The following is a 22,816-nucleotide window of genomic DNA, read 5'->3' on the forward strand; positions in this document are numbered from 1 at the left end:
GGGCACTGCCCGGGTCCAGAAGGGCAAATAAAATAGCCCTGTTAAGGGCGCTCTAAAATCGCTTGCGGATTGTACGTGATAAACATCGCGTCCCCGTAACTAAAAAAGCGATATTTTTCAGCAACTGCGGCACGGTACGCATTCATGGTGTGTTGATACCCGGCAAATGCAGAGACCAGCATGATCAGCGTCGATTCCGGCAGGTGGAAGTTGGTGACCAGCGCATCAATCACTTTGTATTGATAGCCTGGATAGATAAAGATCTGCGTGTCACCGAAGAAGGGTTCGATCATCGCCTCTTTTGCCGCCTGCGCGGCGCTCTCCAGCGATCGCACGGAGGTCGTGCCGACTGCGACTACGCGGTTGCCGCGCGCTTTTGCCGCCAGCACCGCATCAACCACCTCTTGCGGTACTTCGGCATATTCGGAGTGCATGATGTGATCTTCGATGCTGTCAACGCGCACCGGCTGGAAGGTCCCGGCACCAACGTGCAGCGTGACAAACGCCATCTCAATGCCTTTATTGCGCAGGCGCTCCAGCAGCGGCTCATCAAAATGCAGGCCTGCGGTCGGCGCGGCAACGGCACCAGGCTTCTGGCTATAGACCGTTTGATAGAGTTCGCGGTCAGCGTCTTCATCCGGGCGATCGATATAGGGCGGCAGCGGCATATGGCCGATGGCGTTGAGAATATCGAGCACCGGGCGCTCATCGTGGAATTCCACTTCAAACAGCGCGTCGTGGCGGGCGACCATGGTAGCCTGAATATCTTCCGCGTCGCCCAGCAGCAGCTCGGCCCCCGGCTTCGGCGCTTTCGAGGCGCGAATATGTGCCAGAATACGTTTGTCGTCGAGCATGCGCTCAACCAGCACTTCAATCTTGCCGCCGCTGGCTTTACGCCCGAAAAGACGCGCCGGAATCACGCGGGTGTTGTTGAACACCAGCAGGTCGCCCGGGTTGAGCTTATCGAGCAGATCGGTGAAAGTACCGTGCGTCAGCGCGCCTGTTGGGCCATCCAGCGACAGTAAGCGACAGCTGCTGCGCTCAGGCTGTGGATAGTGGGCAATCAGGGATTCGGGTAACTCAAAGGAGAAATCGGTAACGCGCATGACACTGACTCGAGACATAAAATAAGAGGCGGGTAGTCTAGTGCCCACGCCCCTTCGCTGCAACCGTTAGCCGCTTTTGGATAAATAATAGAGATGAATTTTTTAGCGCACCTGCACCTTGCTCACCTGGCGAACAGCTCCCTTGCCGGTAACCTGCTGGCGGATTTTGTTCGCGGCAATCCGGAAAACCTCTACGCACCGGAGGTGGTGGCGGGGATCCATATGCATCGCCGTATTGATGTGCTGACCGACAACCTGCCGGAGGTGAAAGTCGCCCGCGAGTGGTTTCGCCCCGAAACGCGGCGGGTCGCGCCCATCACGCTTGATGTGATGTGGGATCACTTTCTCTCGCGCCACTGGGCAAAGGTTTCGCCCGATATTGAACTGGTGGATTTTATCCGCTACGCCCATTCGCAGGTGGCGACCATTCTGCCCGATTCGCCGCCGCGTTTTGTGAATCTGAACAATTACTTATGGTCGGAGCGCTGGATGGAGCGCTACGGCGAGATGGCGTTTATTCAGAATGTGCTCAACGGCATGGCGAGCCGCCGCCCGCGGCTCGATGCGTTGCGCGACTCATGGCAGGACCTTGATGCCAATTATCAGGCGCTGGAGACGCAGTTCTGGGCGTTTTACCCACGCATGATGGCACAGGCACGTGCAGGTACGTTGTAAACGCAGTCACGTTTGGCATGGCATTGCCGGATGGCGCTAACGCTTATCCGGCCTACGGGTTGAGTGCGGTCTGCATTGCCGGATGGCGGCTCGCGCCTTATCCGGCCTACGGGTTGAGTGCGGTCTGCATCGCCGGATGGCGGCTCGCGCCTTATCCGGCCTACGGGTTGAGTGCGGTCTGCATCGCCGGATGGCGGCTTACGCCTTATCCGGCCTACGGGTTAAGTGCGCTCTGCATTGCCGGATGGCGGCTTACGCCTTATCCGGCCTACAAGGTGGTGCAACGCAGGTTTTGTAGGCCGGATAAGCGCAGCGCCATCCGGCATAACTCATCGGCTCTGCGCTTCGCGCCAGATGCGGATCGCCATCCACGCCAGCACCGCGACGCCCAGCACTAATGCTCCCCACACCAGCAACGTTTTCCACATCCCCTGCTGTTCGGTGGCGGAAGTCGCCGTCATGCGCGCCTCGCCACCCAGCTTGACGTTTTCTCCCACAAAGGCATCAGGAATTGACGCGGGATCGAGCTGCTTACGCAGATCCGGCGGGATCAGCGTATCCGGCGTGACGGCGGCAGGCTGCGCCGCTTTATTTCCCCACGCCAGCATAAACGGCCCTTTCCCCTGGGCGTTAAACACCAGCGCCAGCCGATCGCGGCTGCCGGAAACCTCAGGAAGTGTCTCGGGCAATCGCGCGTCCAGCGTGGTGATGCGCACCGCCTGCACGGTCTCGCCCGGCACTTCTACCGGTGCGGATCGCTGCCCGTTACGTTGCCAGAGCACGGTTTTGGTCAGCGGCTGCCACGGTGAGGTAGCTGTGCGGCGAATGGCAATCTCTGCCGGCAACACCGCATCGTCGTTAAAGCCAACCGAGAGTGAGCGGAACGGCTGTGGCTGCGGCCATTGATATTGCGCCTCGGTCGGTGAAATCTGCCGCCCGTTGCCGGTCATCTCCATTTTCTCTAGCGGTGCAGGCTGGCGGCCAGGCATGGCTGTCGCCTCGGAGATGGTGACCGGCAGGTTTGGCGTATCAAACACCAGCAGCAGATAATGGCTGCCATCGGGTAACTGCATTTCCGGGAGCTGTATACGATCGAGCCTGAGCTTGTCGTTCCCGCTCGCCAGCGCCATCACCGGAGCATCATCCTGCAACGTATCCCAGCTGCGCATATCGCGGCTCACCAGAACGGAGACTTTGCTGCGCCAGTTCTGGTCGTTTTCCTGCCAGCCGAGTTTGATCTCGCCAAGAGTAAACGTGTTGGGCAGAGTAGAAGGCAGCACCAACAAATAGCTCTTCCCGACCGGTTTTGAGGCGTCGCCTTCAATACGAATCTCTACCCCGGACGGCGCCTGGAGGCGCACAACGTTCTCCTCCTGTGCCGCGCCGCCTGCGGGCGACGCATCGAGTGGAAAGAGGCGCAGCGGCACCGCTTCAGGAGTCGTGGTTTTGGTACTTTGCGTTTCAAGAGCGAACGGTACCCGCTCACCATCCTGGTTAAACACCCGCACATCGCGCAGATCTGGCCACGCGCTGTGGGCATAGACCTCCTGCGGCAGATCAACGCGATACCAGGAGGAGGGCTGCGGCGAATCGAGCATCACGCCACGGGCATAATCCTGCGGTTTTTCAGGGAGATCTGCAGCGCTCGCCGGGGCGCAAAGCAGCGTACTTAACAGTAATCCGTACAGCCTTTTCATTGTCCTTCTCCCTCGTTCTCTTCCCGCGCCGCTTTGGGCGGCAGGGGTGAAAAATAGCCCACGATCAGCACCAGCACCGCCACGCCGATAAAGGCGATGGCGCGCGCCAGCCCGCCGCCGCCCGCGCTGTCGACCAGCATCAGTTTCAACAGCACAACGCCCAGTAACCCTCCCCCCACCAGCCACTGCTGGCGGGCCTGCCGACGCGTCGCGCGGATCATCACCACCAGCGCAATCAGCATCCAGAAGAGAGCAAACGTCGTCTGGATAAGCCGCGACGCCCACAGGCTTTCAGCACTCCACGTCACCTCGCCATAACAGGAGAGCGCACGCAGCAGGATGCCATTCAGCCACCAGAAAGCCAGCGCAGCGAGCGCCCACGGGCGGGCGCTCCGGAGATCGGGCGCGAAATGGGGATAGTGTTTCCAGGCGAACTGGGTATAGAGCCACACGCCGAGCAGCGCGAACGCCGCGCCCTCTTCCAGCGGATTGAGCAGCGGCAGGTACGGCATGCCCATTACCTTGCCGTCGTTCAGGTTGGCAAACAGCAAGGCGATGATGAGTAGCGGCACCAGCGGTGCCAGCGCCTGCGCGCCATAAAGCGCAGGCCAGACGCGGAACGGCCACAGATTACGGCGCACCGCCGCCAGCGTCAGCATAATCACCGCGCCGCCCGCCGCCATCGGCAGACCCCAGCGCCACGGCGCGTTACCCCACGGCAGCGCGTCTACAAACCACCACAACTCGCTGCCAGCCGCGATCAACAGCAGCCAGAAAAGGGAGATGTGCAGCCCTTGTGACAGGCGCGGTAACAGCGCGCTGCCCGCTTTACGCAGCAGTAATAGCGCGGAAGGCAGCGCCACGCACCAGACCAGGTTTTGCCAGCCAGAGGCCAACAAGTGCCCCTGAGCAACCAGACGCTCGCCGATTAACAGCGCCATCGCCGGCCACAGCAACCATTGGGCAAGCCCAAGTTCCGGCCAGGCAAAACGTAAACTGCCTGCGCGCCACAGCCACACGGAGAGCGCCACCAGCAGCAGCAGACCAAAGCCCACCTGCATCGACTGCGGCAGTATCAGCTCTGCTGCGCCTGCCAGCGCGACAATCCAGAAGAGGATGCCGCCCGCCAGCAGCAGCCAGCTCCCCTCGCTGCGAATCGTGCGCCACAGCCACGCGCCGACCAGCCAGCTTGCGCTGAGGACGGCAAAGATCATCAGCGTTGATAGCGCATTGATGCCGTCAGCGGCGGCCCACAGCGCGCTGAAGAGCGCCAGCAGTAACAGCGCCGTGCCGCTGTAGCTCATGCGGCGCTGCTGTTGCTGCACACCGAGCCACAGCACGCCCAGCCCCTCAAGTGACCAGGCCATCGCCGTCCAGCGCGCGGACAAGGCCAGCGGAATGGCGAGCGTAGCGAACGCGCCGCCCAGCGCCAGAGCGGCGAGCACCAGCGGTTTACCGGCTGTCGGGAAGCGTTTAAGGGCGACAGCGGCCAGCGTCAGGTAGAAGAGACCAAAGCCGAGGGCGCTGAACGCCGGGCCGTAGGTCCAGTGCTGCGTCATGGCGTACTGCATGCCAAAACCCGCCAGCGGCGGTGCAAACAGCAGCACGCCGTCAATAATGCGCTCGCCCCGGCGCTGAGCGCGCAGGGAGAGCCCGACGCTGAAGACACCGAAAATCAGCAGGTTGGCAATCAGGAACAGCTGGCAGCTGAGGTAATCTTCCGGGCGGTAGCTGGCAATGCCCCACAGGGCGGCCACGCCAAAGGTGAAGAACATGCCGAGGATGTTCAGCTCGCGCCAGTGCTGCCATACGCTGATGGCGAGAATGCCGACGGAGAGCAGAAGATAGAACGAGAAGAGCGCGATATGGCTCCCGCCGCCGGTAGAGAGCAGGATCGGCGCAAGATAACCGCCGAGGCTTGCCAGCAGCGCCAGGCTTAGCGCGCGTTGCAGCACCGCCAGCCCGACGCTCGCTGCGCAGATCACAATCAGCAGCGCAAAGGCGAGCGTCATCGGCAGCATCTGCCAGAGTCGAAACGCGCCAAATACCGTGAGATAGAGTGCGCCTACCGCGCCGCCCTGCAAAATAAGGGCAAAGACCGTCTGCTTATGCCGCAATCGCCAGCCGAGAACCAGCAGCACCAGCGCGACAACCGCCACGGCGACAAGCCGCAACTCCAGCGGGAAGAGTGCATATTCAACGCTGTAACGCAGCAGGAAAGAGAGACCGATAAAGAGCAGCACCACGCCGAGTTTCGCCAGCGGGTTGCCCTGCATAAACCAGCGCACCAGCGCGGTAACCACGCCCCAGGAGTCACCGTCCGGCGCTTTCGCCTCTTCACGTTCGCGCACCACGGGCGCAGGCGTCGGCTCCGCCGTCGCGACTTTGCGCCCCCAGACGTTGGGTGCGGGTTGCGGTTGTGCAGGGGTGATTTCGCTTGCCGCAATCGCCTGCGGCTCAGGGATTGGCGGCTGCGGCTCAGGAGTTGGCGGGGGCGCCTCAAGCGGTACGCTGACCGTCTCGCCGATCGGCTCAACGATCGGTTCCTCGCTTACCGCAGGCGCAATTGCCCGCTGTTCAAGTATGCTGACGCGCTGGCGCAGCAGTTGCAGTTCGACCTGCGTGGCAAGGCTGCGCCGCCAGGCGACAATCGCCATTATCGGCACCACGACCAGCGCCAGAATCAGCACGATGACACCGAATATCAGAAGACCATCCATGTACTTTCGCCTTCGCTAAAGGGGAGACGTTACGCCCGCCTCCCCGCACGCAGGCTCAGGAGGCAGACCAGACAGAAGCGCTGATGGCTGAAAGCGTCAGCACGCCGTCCTGTAGGTTACCTGTACCTTCCAGAAGCCGCCACTGTTTCGCTTGCAGCAGCGGTGAATCTTCCAGCACCACGTCACACGCCTCGCCGCGGTTAATGGCAATTAGTACCCGCTGCTGGCGATAAACGCGCAGAAAAACCAGCACATCCTGCCGGGCATAGACCACCAGACAGCCGCCGTGACGCAGTGCCTGGCTGCGGGCGCGCAGCTTCGTCATTCGCTGATAGAGCGCCAGCAGATGGCTATCCTGCTGCGCTTTATCCCACGGGAAGGGCTTGCGGCAGAAGGGATCGTTCGCACCATCCAGCCCTACTTCATCGCCGTAGTAGATGCAGGGCGTGCCGGGCCAGCAGAAGAGCCACACCACCGCCAGCGGCAGGCGGGCGATATCTTTGCCGAGAATGGTTTTAAACCGCGGCGTATCGTGGCTGTCGAGCTGGTTAAACATCCGTAGCTGCTGCTGGTGCGACAGCGCAGCGCGGTAGTTATCCATCCACGCGGCGCAGGTCTGCGCATCGATACTTTGCGGATCGAGGGAGATATCGGTATTGGCGAGAAACGCCCACACCGGCAGGGTAAAGCCGCGGTAGTTCATCGCCGCATCTTCCGCATCCGCCTGTAACCACTGGCGCGCATCGCCAAAATGTTCGCCCACCACATAGGCCTGCGGCTGGGTCTCTTTCGCCGCCCGGGTGATGCCGCTTACGTGATGCAGGTTGTTCCGCGCTCCGCCGTTTTCACCCAGCATATGCACCACGTCGAGCCGCCAGCCGTCCATATTCCACGGCGCTTTCAGCCAGTGGCGCACGATGCTCTCCTCGCCCTGATAGATCTCTTCAATCAGCGACGAAGAGCGGTAGTCGAGTTTCGGCAGGCTGGCGTAGCCCAGCCAGTCATGAGCGTAGCCATTCTCATCAAAGTTGTACCAGCTGCGCCAGCGCGAATCGGGGTTATGGCAGGCCCCGCCGGTGGCGCGGTTATGGCGGTCGAACCAGGCGTGGGAGTCGCCGGTGTGGTTAAAAACGCCGTCGAGGATCAGCCGTATGCCGTTCTCCTGCGTGTTATGGCGCAGACGCAGCAGCGCCTCGTCGCCGCCAAACTGCGGGTCGACGTGGCGGTAATCTTCGGTGTCATATTTATGCACGCTGGGGGCAACAAATACCGGATTGAGGTAGAGCGCGGTGACGCCGAGCTTTTTCAGGTACGGCAGCTTTTCGCTGATGCCGTCCAGATCGCCGCCGTAAAAGGTCGATCCGCCCGCCTCGCCGGTAAGCGGCTCATCCCAGTCGCAAAAGCGAATTTCGCGGCCTGCGGCGTGGTGCCAGTAACGCTGGTCCTGCTGCGCGGTGCGCGCCTCGCTGCGGGCAAAGCGATCCGGGAAGATTTGGTAGAAGACCTGATCGGCGACCCACGCCGGGCCTTCATCGGGCGCATCAATGGCAAACTGCTCAAGCCTGGCGGGCGGGAAGCGGCTAAACCCTTGCGGGGTAAACCAGAGCTGGCGATCGTCCCACAGCAGCTTAAAACTGTAGCGGCGGCGCGGCTGGCCGTTGCTGATATCAATGGCGGCGCGCCAGAGGGTGACGCCATTATTGGCGGTGTTGCGCGCGCGGTGCATTGCAACCGGCGTCTCTTCGTTATCGATCTCAATTCGCAGCGTGACGCGCGACGGTAGATCCGTGCCGCGCAGCCAGAGGTTAATGATTAACTGCTGCTGGTGCGCTTTGACAAACGGCGCGACGGGCAGGTGCCATGCATTCAACATCAACGATCCCCTTTACGTAATCAGGATCACTGTAGCCAACGTTCGGCCCGGCCCGCCTCCTTCTTTCAAATTTTTTAAGGGGTTGAGAGACGGGGCGCAGAGATAAGACGGAAAAAAGGTGAGAGAAATCGTAGGCCTGATAAGCGCAGCGCCATCAGGCACAACGCCGGGTGGCGGCTATGCCTTACCCGGCCTACAAGGAAAACGACGCTACCGGAGATTACGCACGGCGCTTAAACGCCCAGCCAATCAGCAGCAGCACAATCCATGCAAAGCCGACATAGAGCGAAATGCGGGTTTCCGGGTGCCAGCCAATCAGCGCGATGATAAACACCAGGAAGATCAGACCAGCAACGGTGGTTGCCACGCCGCCCGGCACTTTAAACTTCAGCGCCTTCACTTCATCCGCCGAGAGGCGACGGCGGAAACCAATCTGCGACAGCAGGATCATAATCCACACCCACACCGTGGCGAAGGTCGCCAGTGAGGCAATCACCAGGAAGACATTCTCCGGCATGATGTAGTTGAGATAGACCGCCATCAGCAGCGCCAGCGTCATCACCAGCACCGTCACCCACGGAATGCCGCGGCGGGAGGTTTTGGCGAACATCTTCGGCGCACTGCCCTGCTCCGCCATGCCGTGCAGCATACGCCCGACGCCAAACACATCGCTGTTGATCGCCGACAGCGATGCAGTCAGCACAACAAAGTTCAGGATGCTGGCGGCAAAGGTGATGCCCATATGCTGGAAGGTCAGCACAAAGGGGCTACCGTTGGTGCCCACCTGGTTCCACGGGTAGATCGACATAATCACGAACAGCGTGCCGACATAAAACACCAGAATACGCATCGGCACCGAGTTGATGGCGCGCGGGATCGACTTCTCCGGCTCTTCCGCTTCACCGGCGGTAATGCCAATGATTTCGATGCCGCCGTAGGCGAACATCACCATTTGCAGCGCCATTACCGTGCCCAGCCAGCCGTTACTGAAGAAGCCGCCGTGGCTCCAGAGATTGCTGATGCCGGTCGGTTGCCCGCCGTTGCCGATCCCCCAGATGATGATGCCGAAACCGGCGGCGATCATGATGATAATGGTGGCGACTTTAAAGAAGGAGAACCAGAACTCAAGCTCGCCGAAGACTTTTACGCTCATCAGATTGATGGCGCAGATCAGCAGCACCACGCTAAGCACCCAGATCCAGTGCGGCACCGTCGGGAACCAGACGCCCATATAGATGCCGAAGGCGGTGACGTCGGCGATAGCGACAATCAGGATTTCAAAGCAGTAGGTCCAGCCAGTGATATAACCGGCCAGCGGGCCGAGGTTTTCCTGTGCGTAGCGTGAGAAGGAGCTGGCGGAGGGATTGTGGACGGACATCTCGCCCAGCGCACGCATAATGATATACGCCGCGACCCCGCCGATAATGTAGGCCAGCAACACGCTGGGCCCGGCCATTTTGATGGCGTCCGCGGAGCCGTAAAACAGCCCGGTGCCGATCGCTGAACCCAGCGCCATAAAGCGAATGTGGCGGGTACTTAGCCCACGCTTCAGCTTATTCGTACTTTCCATCGTTTCCACTGCCGTTATTCATCACAAAAAATAAAAAACCACGGAGTGCGCTACCCCGTGGTTCAACAAACCGTGCTTGCTGCTGTTAATGCGCGCTGGAAGTCACCTGACGTCCCGCCGCGCGATCCCAGATAGCGGCCAGAACCACCATCACCAGGCTCGGCAACAGCCAGGCCAGGCCCTGCTCCGCCAGCGGTAAACGCTGTGTCCAGAGCGGAAGGTGCTCAGCAAACGCGGAGGCTTTCACGCCGTCAAGGATACCAAAAAGCAGGCTGATAAACATGGTCGGCGCAATTACGCGGGTGGAACAATGCCAGAAAGAGCGGGTAAAGCTCAAGACCACCAGCACGATACACGGCGGATAGATCATGGTCAGCACCGGAATCGAAATCTGGATCAGGTGGCTCAGACCAAGGTTTGAGACCGCCATGGAGAAGATGCCGAGGATAAAGACCAGCGCACGATAAGAGAGCGGCAGGTACTGGGCGAAGAACTCTGCGCAGGCGCAGGTCAGGCCAACCGCCGTCACCAGGCAGGCGATGAAGATCAGCGCCGCCAGCAGGAAGCTGCCCGCACCACCAAAGGTGTGCTGGACGTAGGCATGCAGAATCGCCGCGCCGTTAACGGACTGATCGACCAGCGTCGCGCTGTCGGAGCCGAGGCGGAAGAGCGCCAGGTAGAGCAGCGTCAGGCCAACACCCGCCATCAGGCCCGCCCAGACGGTGTAGCGAGTCAACAGACGCGCTTCGGTCACGCCGCGCGAACGGGCGGCATTAACGATAACAATCCCGAAGACCATCGCGCCGAGGGTATCCATCGTCAGGTAGCCATTGACGAAACCGTTAGAGAACGGCGCGGTCTGGTAGGCTTCCAGCGCGTGGCTGATCGGGCCGGCTGGCCACACCAGCGCGGCGATTGCCAGAATCGTCAGAGCGATGATTTTCAGCGGTGCGAGGAAGTTGCCAACGGTATCAAGCAGTTTGCCCGGATAGAGAGAGACCAGGATCACCAGCGCAAAGTAGACCAGGCTGTAGATCAGCAGCGCCATAGAGCCGTCGCCGGTCAGCGGCGCGATGCCCACTTCAAACGAAACGGTTGCGGTACGCGGCGTAGCGAACAGCGGCCCCACGGCAAGATAGCAGATCGTTGCCAGCAGCACGCCCGCAACTTTGCCAATCGGTGTGCTGAGGCTATCAATGCCACCGCCCACTTTCGCTAACGCAACTACCGTTAGCACCGGCAGGCCCACCGCAGTAATCAGGAAGCCCAGCGCCGCCGTCCAGACGAATTCACCCGCCTGCAAGCCGACCATGGGAGGAAAAATAATATTACCTGCGCCAACAAACAGCGCGAAGGTCATAAAGCCCAGCGCGATGATGTCACGCGGTTTTAAGTGATGGGTCATAATGTTTACTGCCTGTGGATGTGGTGTCGTAAAAATGTTGAATAATTAGCCTCTCCGCACCGGACAATAACGCATCATTAACGCGTTAAATCAGCGGGAAATGCTTAATGTGCTGCGTGGCGAAGAATAGTTTTTCGGTTTACCGCGCAAACACAGTCGGTCTGGCAATGCATGGGGCGCAATTTAAACGCTTATAACGTTTAAAGGCAAGTCGGGATCGCAAAACCAGATAGTTATACTAAACAGTAGAATCGAGCCAGTGAAAAACTCTATTTATCAGAAAAACACGTGGCTGATCGTGCGAACAAAAAAGCAACAACCGTACAAACTACGTTGCAGGCGCGGGATGAGGCGAGGCAGAGCGGCTCGCCGTAACGAGCCGCCGGAAAGATAAGCTGACAAGGTGGTTATGGGTGGGCGTTTTTGGCAATCAGGCGTTCCGGCAGGACAAAGCTAAAGCGCGTCCCTTTGCCCGGCGTGCTGCTGATATCAAGGCGGCTGTCGTGATGATTAACCGCATGTTTGACTATCGCCAGTCCAAGCCCGCTGCCGCCGGTCTGGCGCGAGCGCGCTTTATCCACGCGGTAGAAACGCTCGGTCAGGCGCGGAATATGCTCGGCGGCGATCCCCGGCCCATTATCCTCGACGCTGAACTCCGCGCCGTGCGCCACCGGCTGCCAGCGCACGATAATGTGTGTCCCGGCGGGGGTGTGATTCACCGCGTTATAGACCAGGTTTGAGATGGCGCTGCGCAGCTGCTCTTCGCTGCCCAGCACTTTCAACTGGCTGTCAATTTCAAAGCTGAAGCTCTGTTTTTGCTGGCTAAGGGTTTGCGCTTCCCGCTCCACCACGCGCAGCATCATTGGCACATCAATCACTTCATTTGCGCCGTGCGTCGGCGCGGCTTCGATTTTCGACAGGGTCAGAAGCTGGCGCACCAGCCCCTCCATGCGCGAGGTTTGCTCACGCATGGTGTGTAACGCTTTTTCGCGCGGCGCGCCTTCCAGCGTCTGCTCCTGCATCATCTCGAGATAGCCCTGCAACACCGTTAGCGGCGTGCGCAACTCATGGCTGACGTTAGCGAAGAAGTTGCGTCTGGCCCCTTCCAGCTGGTGCATCTGCGTGACATCACGCGCCACCATCAGCAGTTGTTGTTCGCTGTAGGGCATTACGCGGATCTCCAGGTGGCGACCGTTGTTAAGCACCAGATTGAGCGGTTTGCTGAAGGACTGGCTTTTCAGGTATTGGGTAAATTCGGGGTAGCGCAGCAGGTTGAGGATGTTCTGCCCGTTATCATCTGGCCAGCGCAGCCCCAGCAGCTGTTGCGCAAGGCCGTTACACCAGAAGATCATCCCCTCTTCCGTGGTCAATACCACCGCATCCGGCAGCGACTCGGCACCGCTGCGAAAGCGTTTAATCAGGTTGCCCAGCTCGCGGCGGCGCTTTTTATTGCGCATCTGCATCTGGTGCAGGCCATAGAGCAGCGGCTCCCAGCTGCCGGTGCCGGGCGGCGGCGTCATGCTTTTATCGACCCATAGCCACCAGGAGAGACGCAGCAGATTCCAGAAGTGCCAGATCAGAAGCCCGGTCACTGCCGCCAGCAAAAACCACGGCAGATAGCCGAACATCGCGCCCAGAATAAAGGCGGGGATACAACAAAGGAGGAGCTCCAGCACCAGCCTTTTCCATGACAGCCTTTCCAGCACGCGTCACACTCCTGTCAAATTTCAGAAACGGGTCGAAAAACGATATCCCGTGCCGCGTACCGTCTGCACCATCCGGTCGTGTCCACTCCCTTCCAGCGCTTTACGCAGACGACGAATATGCACGTCTACGGTTCTGTCTTCAACATAGACATTGGTGCCCCAGACGTGATTCAGCAGCTGTTCGCGGCTGTAAACACGCTCCGGGTGGGTCATAAAGAAGTGTAAGAGTTTAAATTCGGTGGGGCCCATATCGAGGGGATTTTCGCCGGTCATAACGCGATGGGAGGAGGGATCAAGGCTTAAGCCCTGCATCTCAATCACCTCTTCCACCGCCATCGGTGAAATGCGGCGCATCACGGCTTTAATGCGCGCCACCAGCTCTTTCGGCGAGAAGGGCTTGGTGATGTAATCATCGGCGCCCGTCTCAAGGCCGCGAACGCGATCTTCCTCTTCACCGCGCGCGGTGAGCATCATCACCGGAATATCGCGGGTCATCGCTTCGCGCTTCAGGTGTTTGATAAATTGAATGCCGGACCCGCCGGGTAACATCCAGTCCAGCAGCACCAGATCCGGCCAGGGTTCATTAAGCTGGTTTACCGCGCTGTCAAAATCTTCAGCTTCAACCGGTTGAAAACCATTTTGTTCGAGCACAAAGCACACCATTTCACGGATCGGTGCTTCGTCTTCCACGACCAGAATTCGTCTCGCCATCATTCGCCCTGTATTAATTAGTCTGCAGTATAAATAGCGTCGCCATTATGCGTCAGTTTTATGACAGATTTATGAATAACATGACCGCTATATGACCCAGCCCGCGCGAATGTGACAACGCAAATTTGCGCCAGGCGATGTCCCTGACCCGCTTAATGTTTATAATCGCCGTTATGCTTTTTTGCCACGGGATCACTATGCGCATTCTTCACACATCGGACTGGCATCTCGGCCAAAACTTTTACAGCAAAAGCCGCGCCGCCGAGCACAGCGCTTTTCTTGACTGGCTGTTAACCACGGCCGGGCAGCAGCAGGTCGACGCCATCGTGGTCGCCGGCGACATTTTCGATACCGGATCGCCGCCGAGCTACGCCCGCGAGCTCTATAACCGCTTTGTGGTTAATTTGCAGCGCACCGGCTGCCAGTTAATCGTGCTGGCGGGCAACCATGACTCCGTGGCGACCCTGAATGAATCAAAAGAGATCCTCGCTTATCTCAACACCACCGTGGTTGCCAGCGCGGGCGTTGCGCCGTTTCTCCTCTATCGTCGCGACGGCGAACCCGGCGCGGTCTTCTGCCCGGTGCCCTTTCTGCGCCCGCGCGACATTACCGTCAGCCAGGCGGGGATGTCCGGGCAGCAAAAACAGCAGCACCTGCTGGCGGCCATCACCGACTACTATCAGCAGCAGTATCAGGCCGCCTGCGACCTGCGCGGCGGTAAGCCACTACCGATTATCGCCAGCGGCCATTTGACCACCGTTGGCGCGAGTAAAAGTGACGCGGTGCGTGATATCTATATCGGCACGCTGGATGCTTTCCCTGCACAAAACTTTCCCCCGGCGGATTACATCGCGCTCGGCCATATCCATCGTGCGCAGAAAATCGGCGGCACGGAGCATATTCGCTACTGCGGCTCGCCGATCCCCCTCAGCTTTGATGAGACCGGAAAAAGTAAAGGTGTCAATCTGGTGACATTCGCCGACGGCAAGCTGGCTGAGGTGACCACGCTTGACGTACCCGCCACTCAGCCGCTGGCGGTGATTAAGGGCGAGTTTGCCGATATCTGCCGTCAGCTTGAGCAGTGGCGCGATGCGCCCGCCACGCCGCCGGTGTGGCTCGATATTGAGATTGTCAGCAGCGATTACCTGGTCGATATGCAGCGCAAAATCCAGCAGGTGACGGAAGATCTGCCGGTCGAAGTGCTGCTGGTGCGCCGCAGCCGCGAGCTGCGCGACCGCCTGCTCGCCGGTGAGCTGCGTGAAACATTGAGCGAGTTGAAAGTTGAAGAGGTCTTTGACCGCAGGCTGGCGCAGGAGGAGCTCGACGAGATGCAGAGTGCGCGCTTACATACGCTGTTCAGCGAGACCCGCCAGGCACTGGATGAGGAGAACGACGCATGAAAATCCTCAGTTTACGGCTGAAAAATATCAACTCGCTAAAGGGCGAGTGGAAAATCGACTTTACCGAAGAGCCCTTCGCCAGCAACGGGCTGTTCGCCATTACCGGGGCCACCGGGGCCGGGAAAACCACCCTGCTGGATGCCATCTGCCTCGCCCTCTACCACGAGACGCCGCGCCTCAGCACCCTGTCACAGTCGCAAAACGATCTGATGACGCGCGATACCGCCGAGTGCCTGGCGGAAGTGGAGTTTGAGGTCAAAGGCGTGGCCTATCGCGCCTTCTGGAGCCAGACGCGCGCCCGCGGGCTGGCGGACGGCAATTTACAGGCCCCGCGCGTCGAGCTGGCGCTCTGCGAAACGGGGAAGATCCTCGCCGATAAAGTCAAAGATAAGCTCGATCTCACCGCCTCCCTCACCGGGCTGGATTATGGCCGTTTCACCCGCTCCATGCTGCTCTCGCAGGGGCAGTTTGCCGCATTCCTCAACGCCAAACCGCGCGAGCGCGCCGAACTGCTGGAGGAACTAACCGGCACCGAGATCTACGGGCAGATTTCGGCGATGGTGTTTGAGAAGCATAAAAGCGCCAAAGGCGAGCTGGAACAGCTACGCGCGCAGGCCGAGGGCGTCGTGCTGCTGGACAACGAGCAGCGGGCGCAGCTTGAGCAACGTTTGCAAGTACTGACTGACGAAGAGCAGACACTGCTGAGCGCCCAGCGCAGCGCGCAGACCCAGGCGCAGTGGCTTACCCGCGAAGCGGAACTACAAGCGGCGCGCGGGCGGGCAAAAGCGACGCTGGCACAGGCGCTACAGGCGCGTAATGATGCCAGGCCGCAGCTTGCGGCTCTTGAACTGGCGCAACCGGCGCAGCAGCTTCGCCCGCTGTGGGAACGCCTTGAGGAGCAGCGTAAAACCCTGACGCGTACCCGCACGCAGAGCGAGGAAGTGAATACTCGCTTACAAGCCAGCCTGTTACAGCGCGCGCAGATACGCGCCAGCGCTGCGCAGCAGCAAGCATCCCTGCTTGCGTCGCGGCAAACGCTGGAGGCGTGGTTAAACGAGCATGCCCGCTTCCAGCGCTGGCAGAGTGAGTTAACCGGCTGGCGGGCGCTCTTCAGCCAGCTGGCGGAGGAGAAAAAGCAGTGGCTCGCGGCGCAACAGCGGGTGCAGAGCCAGCAGGAGCGCCTGCGCGCCCTGCCACTCTCCACCCTTGAGATGAGCCTTGAGGAGACAGCGGCGGCGATGGCGCTCTGCGCGCAAAACCGCCCGCTGCGCCAGCAGCTTACCGCCCTGCACGCCCGCTATGCGCCGCTGCGCAAGCAGTTGAGCCAGCGCCAGCAGAGCCTGCTGGATCTGAAAGCGGAGCAGGAGAAACTGACCGCCGAGCTGGCGCATAAACGCGAGCAGTATAAAGAGAAGAATCAGTTACTGAGCGAGGTGCGCACCATTTGCGAGCTGGAGAGCCGGATTAAGGATCTCGAAAGCGAGCGCGCACGCCTCCAGCCCGGCCATCCCTGCCCGCTGTGCGGCGCAACGGAGCACCCGGCGGTCGCCCACTATCAGTCTATCGAGCCGGGCGTCAATCAGACGCGCTTTAACGCACTCGATCTCGAAGTACGCACCATGAAAGAAGCGGGCGTGGCGCTCGGCGAGCGGCTAAAAGGCCTCGCTGAGCGTTACGAGAAAGATGAACGCGAAGCGAAACTGCTCCAGGACGAGGAGCGCAGCTGGCTTGAGGCGTGGGCAAAAGCCTGCGCCGCGCTGAATGTCACCCTTGAGCCGCAGCGCGATCTCAACAGCTGGCAAAGCGCGCAGGATGCCTACGAACATCAGCTTTACCTGCTCAATCAGCGCCTGACTCTGCAACAGCAGATCAATGAGCTGCGCCAGCAGAGCGAGCAGTATCAGCAGGCGGTTGAGCGCCGCCGCGAAAGCCTGGCCGCAACCCTTGCTGAACTCGATCTGGCGCTGCCCGCCGAAGACGATGAAGCGTCGTGGCTGGCCGCCCGCGCCGATGAAGCGCAGCAGTGGCAGGAGCATCAACAACAGCTTACCGCGCTACAGGAACAATTGGCGCAGCTTGCGCCAATCCTTGAGACCCTGCCCGAAGAGGAGATCGCCGTTGGCGAGGCGCGCGTGGCGCTGGAGGAGTGGCGCAAAGTTCACGACGCCTGCCTGGCACTGCAAAGCCAGTGGCAAACCCTGCATCAGCAGTTGTCGCAGGCGGCAGAGAGTGAGCATCAATCTGAGCAGGCGTTTAACGATGCGCTGGCGGCGAGCATTTTTGACGATCGCGAGGCCTTCCTCCGCACCCTGCTTGATGATGGCGAGCATCAACGCCTTGCACAGCTGCGCCAGACGCTGGAGAGCGATTGCCAGCAGAAACAGGCGCTGGCGGCAAGCGCGGAGCAGGCACTCACTGACCATCAGCAGCAGCGCCCCGCCGGGCTTGAGGCGGATGCCAGCGTGGAGAGCACCACACCGGCGCTGGAGCAGCTTGCGCGGCAGCTGCGTGAGAACACCACCGGCCAGGGCGAAGTGCGCCAGCAGCTGAAACAGGATACGGATAACCGCAAACGCCAGCAGACGGTGTTACAGCAGATTGAGCACGCCAGCGCCCGCTGCGATGACTGGGGCCATCTCAATGCGCTGATTGGCTCCAAAGAGGGGGATAAGTTCCGTAAGTTCGCCCAGGGGCTGACGCTGGATAACCTGGTCTGGCTGGCGAATAACCAGCTGACCCGCCTGCACGGGCGCTATCTGCTCAAGCGCAAAGTGAGCGACGCGCTGGAGCTGGAGGTGGTCGATACCTGGCAGGCAGATGCGGTGCGCGATACCCGCACGCTCTCCGGCGGCGAAAGCTTCCTGGTGAGCCTTGCGCTGGCGCTGGCGCTCTCCGATCTGGTGAGCCATAAAACGCGAATTGATTCGCTGTTCCTCGACGAGGGCTTCGGCACGCTGGATAGCGAAACGCTGGACACTGCGCTTGATGCGCTCGATGCGTTGAATGCTACCGGGAAAACTATCGGCGTGATAAGCCACGTCGAGGCGATGAAGGAGCGAATTCCGGTGCAGATTAAGGTGAAGAAGATAAACGGGCTTGGCTACAGCAAGCTGGATGGGAAGTATGCGGTGCAGTAGGCCGCAGCACAGTTGTGCTGAAACCGCCCAGGCCGGATAAGCGGTACGCGCCATCCAGCAATGGGTGCGGCATGTTGCCGCGGTGGAAAAGGCTTTGTAGGCCGGATAAGGCGTAGCCGCCATCCGGCAATGGGCCTGGTATGTGGCTCGGGTGGAATGGTTCCGTTCACCAGGCGCAGTAGGCAGCGGCATCATGCCGCTGAAACCGCGTAGGCCGGATAAGCGGTACGCGCCATCCGGCATTATCCCCGCGGCACCCTTGCCGGATGGCGGCTTCGCCTTATCCGGCCTACCAAAACGTGCTTTCAGCGATACCGGTGCGGTTTTTATCTGCAATATGACAGCGAGGGGTTGTGTCCCCGCTGAAATCGGCGAACCGGAGCGTGAATGACAAGGTCTGGACGCCATGGATGGCGGACAGAGGCGAACCGAGACAGGATGTCGAGTCGAGCCGGCCGCAGTCAGGCACGCGGGAGGTGAGCGCAGTGCGCAGCACCGATTTCCTCGCGGGGCCGCGGGGATTGACAAGGGGAGCGCGGCCGCTCCCCTTGTCCCGTTCACCGCATAAGTGATTAATGAAACTCCCCAACGCCTGGTGAACGGAGTCATTCCACAAAATGCCATATGCCAGGCCCATTGCCGGATGGCGCGTAACCGCTTATCCGGCCTACGCGGTTTCAGCGGCCTACTCCCCCTGCGGCCAGAGCCATGCGGCGCCGCGCACGCCGCTGGAATCCCCGTGCAACGCTTTGCGGATCGGCGTTTCACACTCGCCGCCAAAAACCCATTTCTGCATCAACCCGGGCACCGTCTGGTAAAGGCGATCGACATTACTCATCCCGCCGCCCAGCACGATCACATCGGGATCGAGGATATTCACCACATGCGCCAGCGACTTCGCCAGCCGCATCTCATAACGGCTCAGCGCCAGCTCGGCAACCGCGTCCTGCTCGTTTACCAGGCGAATAATCTCGTTGCCCTTCAAGGCCTGGCCGCTCAGGCGCTGGTAATCGGTGCCAAAGCCGGTGCCGGAGATAAAGGTCTCAATGCACCCCTGTTTGCCGCAATAGCAGGGCACTTCATTGCGATAACGCAGCTCATCCTCATCCATCCACGGCAGCGGATTGTGCCCCCACTCGCCCGCCGTACCGTTAGCGCCGATATGCGAATGGCCATTGAGCGCAATGCCGGAGCCGCAGCCGGTGCCGATAATCACCGCAAACACCGTCTGCACACCCGCTGCCGCGCCGTCGACCGCTTCCGACACCGCCAGGCAGTTGGCATCGTTCGCAAGGCGCACTTCACGATTAAGGCGCTGGCTTAAATCTTTATCAAAGGGTTTACCGTTGAGCCACGTGGAGTTGGCGTTCTTCACCACCCCGGTATAGGGCGAGATAGAGCCCGGAATACCCATGCCGACCGTGCCGCGCTGGCCGGTCTCTTTTTCCGCTAAGTCGACCAGCGAAGCGATAAGCTCAATGGTCTGCTGATAGTCGCGCGGCGTCGGCTGCCGATGGCGGAACAGCGTCTCGCCGCTCTCGTCCAGCGCAATAATCTCTGTCTTTGTACCACCCAAATCGATACCGATACGCACATCAAACTCCTCGTAGTGGACCACGCATTAGCAATGCAAGCGCGGCGACAATTCGCTATTATGCCCGCTGCATTTAACGACAAGGCCGTGGAAAAAATCATGCTGTGGTTCAAAAATTTAATGGTATACCGTCTCAGCCGCGATGTGGCGCTCCGTGCGGAAGAGATGGAAAAACAGCTCGCCCCGCTCTCGTTTACGCCATGCGGTAGTCAGGATATGGCGAAAACCGGTTGGGTTCCACCGATGGGCTCACACAGCGAAGCGCTGACCCACACCAACAACGGCCAGATTATTATCTGCGCGCGCAAAGAAGAGAAAATCCTGCCGACGCCGGTGGTGAAACAGGCGCTGGAAGCGAAAATCGCCCGCCTTGAAGCCGAGCAGGCGCGCAAACTGAAAAAAACCGAAAAAGATGCGCTGAAAGATGAAGTGCTGCACTCGCTGCTGCCGCGCGCCTTCAGCCGCTACAGCCAGACGATGATGTGGATCGACACCGTCAACGGCCTGATTATGGTCGACTGCGCCAGCGCGAAAAAAGCGGAAGATACGCTGGCGCTGCTGCGTAAAAGCCTCGGCTCTCTCCCGGTTGTCCCGCTGACGATGGAAAACCCGATTGAGCTGACGCTCACCGAATGGGTCCGCTCCGGCACCGTAGCTCAAGGGTTCCAGTTGCTGGACGAAGCCGAGCTGAAAGCAATGCTGGAAGATGGCGGCGTGATCCGCGCGAAAAAGCAGGATCTGGTGAGCGACGAAATTGCCGTGCACATTGAAGCGGGCAAAGTGGTGACCAAGCTGGCGCTCGACTGGCAGCAGCGCATCCAGTTTATGATCTGTGATGATGGCTCGGTAAAACGCCTGAAGTTCAGCGATGAGCTGCGCGATCAGAATGAAGATATCGATCGGGAAGATTATGCCCAGCGGTTCGATGCCGATTTTATTCTGATGACCGGCGAGCTGGCGGCACTGATTCAAAATCTGGTGGAAGGCCTGGGCGGCGAAGCCCAGCGCTAACGCTTTTAGCGACTCACTTTTCACAGGCCCGGTCAGCGCAGCGCTACCGGGCTTTTTTGTCGCCGGAGGGCGCAAGCGTTACAGATAACGGCAGAGATAGGCACTCGGCTCGGCGACCTGCAGATGGAATTCGCTGTGGCCCGGGACATTGAACACTTCGCCGGCAGCGTGCCTTTTCCATTCGGTTTCGCCTGGTAACAGCACATTCAGCGCGCCGCTGACCACCGTCATCTCTTCCGGCTGCGCGGTGGAGAAGGTGTACTCCCCTTCCATCATCACGCCGACGCTGGCGCGGCCGGTGCTGCTGCTGGTAAACCCAATGGACTTCACTTTACCGGAAAAGTATTCATTACTTTGAAGCATAAACAGGCCCTTATAGAGAAATGACTGGAAAACCACTATAGAGGCCGGGCTTAAGTGATGTCACGCGAAATTGCGCCGTTCTGCGGCTACACCAGCAGTTCTGAGGCCAGGCGTGCCACCAGCACATTGGAGAGTAAAACCGGGACATCCAGCGCTTTTTGCAGCAGATCGCGATGCAGCTGATGGAAGCCAAGACAGTCGAGCATCAGCACATCGGCACCGCGTTCCAGCAGCGCTCTTCCGGCGTCAATCAATTCCGTCTCGCTCGCCTGATAAGGGTGGCAGAGTTCATACAGTGGCTCTTTTTCCAGCACCTGCCACTTCTTCTTCTGCGGTGCCATCAGTTCAGGTACCGGCACAATCACGCCGACCTGGTGACCATCAACAATCGAGGCAACCAGCGGGGGAATGATGCGCTGCGGTTCAATCAGGATGGCGTTTCGCGCGTTTAAGCCGCGGATATCGGCGGTACTCATCAGCAGGATAACGTCATAGGTCCCCTGGTTATCGAGCACTTCGATCACGCTTTGCAGATCGCGCTCCACCTTCTGGCGCGAAACCATGCCGAGGCTGTCATCACTCAGACGCGTCGGGATGGCGGTCTCACCGGGATCAACGCAATAATCGATACGAACTTGTGCCGGGTCCATCTTCCCCAGCAGGCTGACATGGGTGATTTGATCTTCTGAAACATGCTCTGCCAGAAGCGGCAGGATCTCTTTTACCGGCACCACACCTATGGTGAGGATCGCCAACGTCGCACTCATCTTCGCTTTCCGCCTTTCAAAACTGCTTTTAGTTATGATTCTCTGCACAACAACCGACGGAGGATGGAGCACCGCCGTCGTGTAAAGAGAATGTGCCACTCCTGTGTTCTAATAAATTCCAGTAACAATGAATATAAACAGTGACTGGCATTAAGCCAGTCAAAAAATGTGATGCAAGCGACTTTCTGAAAGGTTCAGGAAATCATGCTGGCGGGATCGCCGAATTAGCTTTTATCGGGATCCTCGTAACGCTTTTTCGCATCCAGCGCTTCCTGCTCCGAAGGGTGTTCGCTGATCAATGAGTCCGGTTTCGGATGATCCGCGCGCAGTTCATACCAGGTGACAGTTGCGTCGCTGGGTCCCTTCTCAACAGCTACAACACGGGCTTCACGCGGATAGGGCGGTTTAGTCGGCATAGCTTATTCTCCTTTTGCAGTTAGAGAGATAAGTATAGTCAAACGTTTCGCTAACTGGCGCGCGCCAGGCGTAAAGCCGCCTCAATTTCTGCCACCACCGCCAGCGGCGGCTGCGCGGCATCGACCACAAAGTGCGCCGCATCGCGATAGAGCGCATCGCGGGTGGCGAGCACTTCGCTCACCTCTTCGCTGATCGGCTTACCGGTCAGCGTCGGGCGCAGCCCCTCTTGCGGAAAGGCTTCCAGCCGCCCTGCCAGCACATCGACCGGCGCGCAGAGGTAAATCACGCGCCCGTGTTCGCGCATAAAACGACGGTTGTAGTCGCTGAGAATAATGCCGCCGCCGGTGGCGACGACCAGAGCGGGTTCGGTCACGGCTTCCAGCGCCGCCGTTTCGCGGGCGCGAAAACCGGCCCACCCCTCCTGCTCTACGATTTGCGCAACGGTCTGTTGCGCCTCTTCCTGCAACCAGCTATCGGTATCGATAAACTGGAAGCCCTGTGACAGCGCCAGCGCCCGGCCAACAGTGGTTTTACCGCAGCCGCGTGCGCCGATGAGAAAGATGGGTAGCGTCATGAGCAGGTTGTTCCTCCAGGCCCCCGGTTGGGGGACAACAATAAGATGGCGATGATAGCACTAAACCAACGGCGCGCGCTGCGTAAGATT

At 59.7% G+C, this 22,816-nt stretch carries 17 protein-coding genes; 4 read left to right on the plus strand and 13 right to left on the minus strand.

The window, feature by feature from the left end; translation table 11 throughout:
- Window positions 1-41 precede the first annotated feature (41 nt).
- Window positions 42-1,106 (minus strand): tRNA preQ1(34) S-adenosylmethionine ribosyltransferase-isomerase QueA, encoded by a 1,065-nt coding sequence (gene queA / locus N7V53_RS05425; RefSeq protein ID WP_023481885.1) that lies wholly within the window; start codon window positions 1,104-1,106, stop codon window positions 42-44.
- Between the two features lie 93 nt (window positions 1,107-1,199).
- On the opposite strand from queA, the gene acpH reads away from it, so the two are divergent.
- Window positions 1,200-1,781 (plus strand): ACP phosphodiesterase, encoded by a 582-nt coding sequence (gene acpH, locus N7V53_RS05430; RefSeq protein WP_279792538.1) that lies wholly within the window; start codon window positions 1,200-1,202, stop codon window positions 1,779-1,781.
- A 329-nt stretch (window positions 1,782-2,110) separates the two neighbouring features.
- Here the strand turns inward: acpH and N7V53_RS05435 are convergent, their stop codons facing one another.
- From N7V53_RS05435 to phoB, 7 genes are all read right to left on the minus strand, one after another.
- Window positions 2,111-3,478 carry a DUF3999 domain-containing protein gene (locus N7V53_RS05435; protein ID WP_279792540.1) on the minus strand — a complete coding sequence of 456 codons (1,368 nt, stop codon included), beginning with the start codon at window positions 3,476-3,478 and terminating at the stop codon, window positions 2,111-2,113.
- Entirely contained in the window at window positions 3,475-6,198 is a 2,724-nt protein-coding gene (locus N7V53_RS05440) for a DUF2339 domain-containing protein (RefSeq protein ID WP_279792541.1), read from the minus strand. The genes N7V53_RS05435 and N7V53_RS05440 overlap by 4 nt, the downstream gene beginning before the upstream one ends.
- Before the next feature lie 55 nt (window positions 6,199-6,253).
- A complete protein-coding gene (malZ, locus tag N7V53_RS05445; RefSeq protein WP_279792542.1) occupies window positions 6,254-8,071 on the minus strand; it encodes a maltodextrin glucosidase in 1,818 nt (605 codons plus the stop codon).
- Window positions 8,072-8,291: 220 nt separating this feature from the next.
- A complete protein-coding gene (proY, locus tag N7V53_RS05450) occupies window positions 8,292-9,641 on the minus strand; it encodes a proline-specific permease ProY (RefSeq protein ID WP_124969491.1) in 1,350 nt (449 codons plus the stop codon).
- A gap of 85 nt (window positions 9,642-9,726) precedes the next feature.
- Window positions 9,727-11,046 (minus strand): branched-chain amino acid transporter carrier protein BrnQ, encoded by a 1,320-nt coding sequence (brnQ, locus tag N7V53_RS05455; protein ID WP_023481943.1) that lies wholly within the window; start codon window positions 11,044-11,046, stop codon window positions 9,727-9,729.
- 407 nt (window positions 11,047-11,453) lie between these two features.
- Complete coding sequence (gene phoR / locus N7V53_RS05460) at window positions 11,454-12,752, minus strand: phosphate regulon sensor histidine kinase PhoR (protein WP_124969495.1); 1,299 nt, start codon at window positions 12,750-12,752, stop codon at window positions 11,454-11,456.
- A gap of 21 nt (window positions 12,753-12,773) precedes the next feature.
- A complete protein-coding gene (gene phoB, locus N7V53_RS05465; protein WP_023481914.1) occupies window positions 12,774-13,463 on the minus strand; it encodes a phosphate response regulator transcription factor PhoB in 690 nt (229 codons plus the stop codon).
- Window positions 13,464-13,660: 197 nt separating this feature from the next.
- Here phoB and sbcD point away from each other — a divergent pair, with 197 nt between their 5' ends.
- Both sbcD and sbcC read left to right on the plus strand, forming a co-directional pair.
- On the plus strand, window positions 13,661-14,863 hold the full coding sequence (sbcD, locus tag N7V53_RS05470) for an exonuclease subunit SbcD (RefSeq protein ID WP_279792543.1): 1,203 nt from the start codon (window positions 13,661-13,663) through the stop codon (window positions 14,861-14,863).
- Window positions 14,860-18,000 carry an exonuclease subunit SbcC gene (gene sbcC / locus N7V53_RS05475; protein ID WP_279792545.1) on the plus strand — a complete coding sequence of 1,047 codons (3,141 nt, stop codon included), beginning with the start codon at window positions 14,860-14,862 and terminating at the stop codon, window positions 17,998-18,000. The genes sbcD and sbcC overlap by 4 nt, the downstream gene beginning before the upstream one ends.
- 685 nt (window positions 18,001-18,685) lie before the next feature.
- Here sbcC and mak read toward each other — a convergent pair.
- Window positions 18,686-19,594 (minus strand): fructokinase, encoded by a 909-nt coding sequence (gene mak, locus N7V53_RS05480; protein WP_023478952.1) that lies wholly within the window; start codon window positions 19,592-19,594, stop codon window positions 18,686-18,688.
- Window positions 19,595-19,693: 99 nt separating this feature from the next.
- On the opposite strand from mak, the gene rdgC reads away from it, so the two are divergent.
- Window positions 19,694-20,605, plus strand: a complete 912-nt coding sequence (rdgC, locus tag N7V53_RS05485) for a recombination-associated protein RdgC (RefSeq protein ID WP_023478948.1) — start codon at window positions 19,694-19,696, stop codon at window positions 20,603-20,605.
- A 78-nt stretch (window positions 20,606-20,683) separates the two neighbouring features.
- On the opposite strand, the gene ppnP is transcribed toward rdgC, so the two are convergent.
- The 4 genes from ppnP to aroL form a co-directional block, all read right to left on the minus strand.
- The gene (gene ppnP, locus N7V53_RS05490) at window positions 20,684-20,968 is read right to left on the minus strand and encodes a pyrimidine/purine nucleoside phosphorylase (RefSeq protein WP_023478933.1); all 285 of its coding nucleotides are present in this window, start codon (window positions 20,966-20,968) and stop codon (window positions 20,684-20,686) included.
- Window positions 20,969-21,054: 86 nt separating this feature from the next.
- Window positions 21,055-21,735, minus strand: a complete 681-nt coding sequence (locus N7V53_RS05495) for an AroM family protein (protein ID WP_034812323.1) — start codon at window positions 21,733-21,735, stop codon at window positions 21,055-21,057.
- Window positions 21,736-21,959: 224 nt separating this feature from the next.
- On the minus strand, window positions 21,960-22,151 hold the full coding sequence (gene yaiA / locus N7V53_RS05500; RefSeq protein ID WP_034812321.1) for a protein YaiA: 192 nt from the start codon (window positions 22,149-22,151) through the stop codon (window positions 21,960-21,962).
- Between the two features lie 50 nt (window positions 22,152-22,201).
- Window positions 22,202-22,726: a shikimate kinase AroL gene (gene aroL / locus N7V53_RS05505; protein WP_034812317.1), complete on the minus strand. Its 525-nt coding sequence runs from the start codon at window positions 22,724-22,726 to the stop codon at window positions 22,202-22,204.
- Window positions 22,727-22,816 lie beyond the last annotated feature (90 nt).

Source organism: Kosakonia sp. HypNH10 (assembly GCF_029850615.1).
Classification (GTDB): Bacteria; Pseudomonadota; Gammaproteobacteria; order Enterobacterales; family Enterobacteriaceae; genus Kosakonia; species Kosakonia cowanii.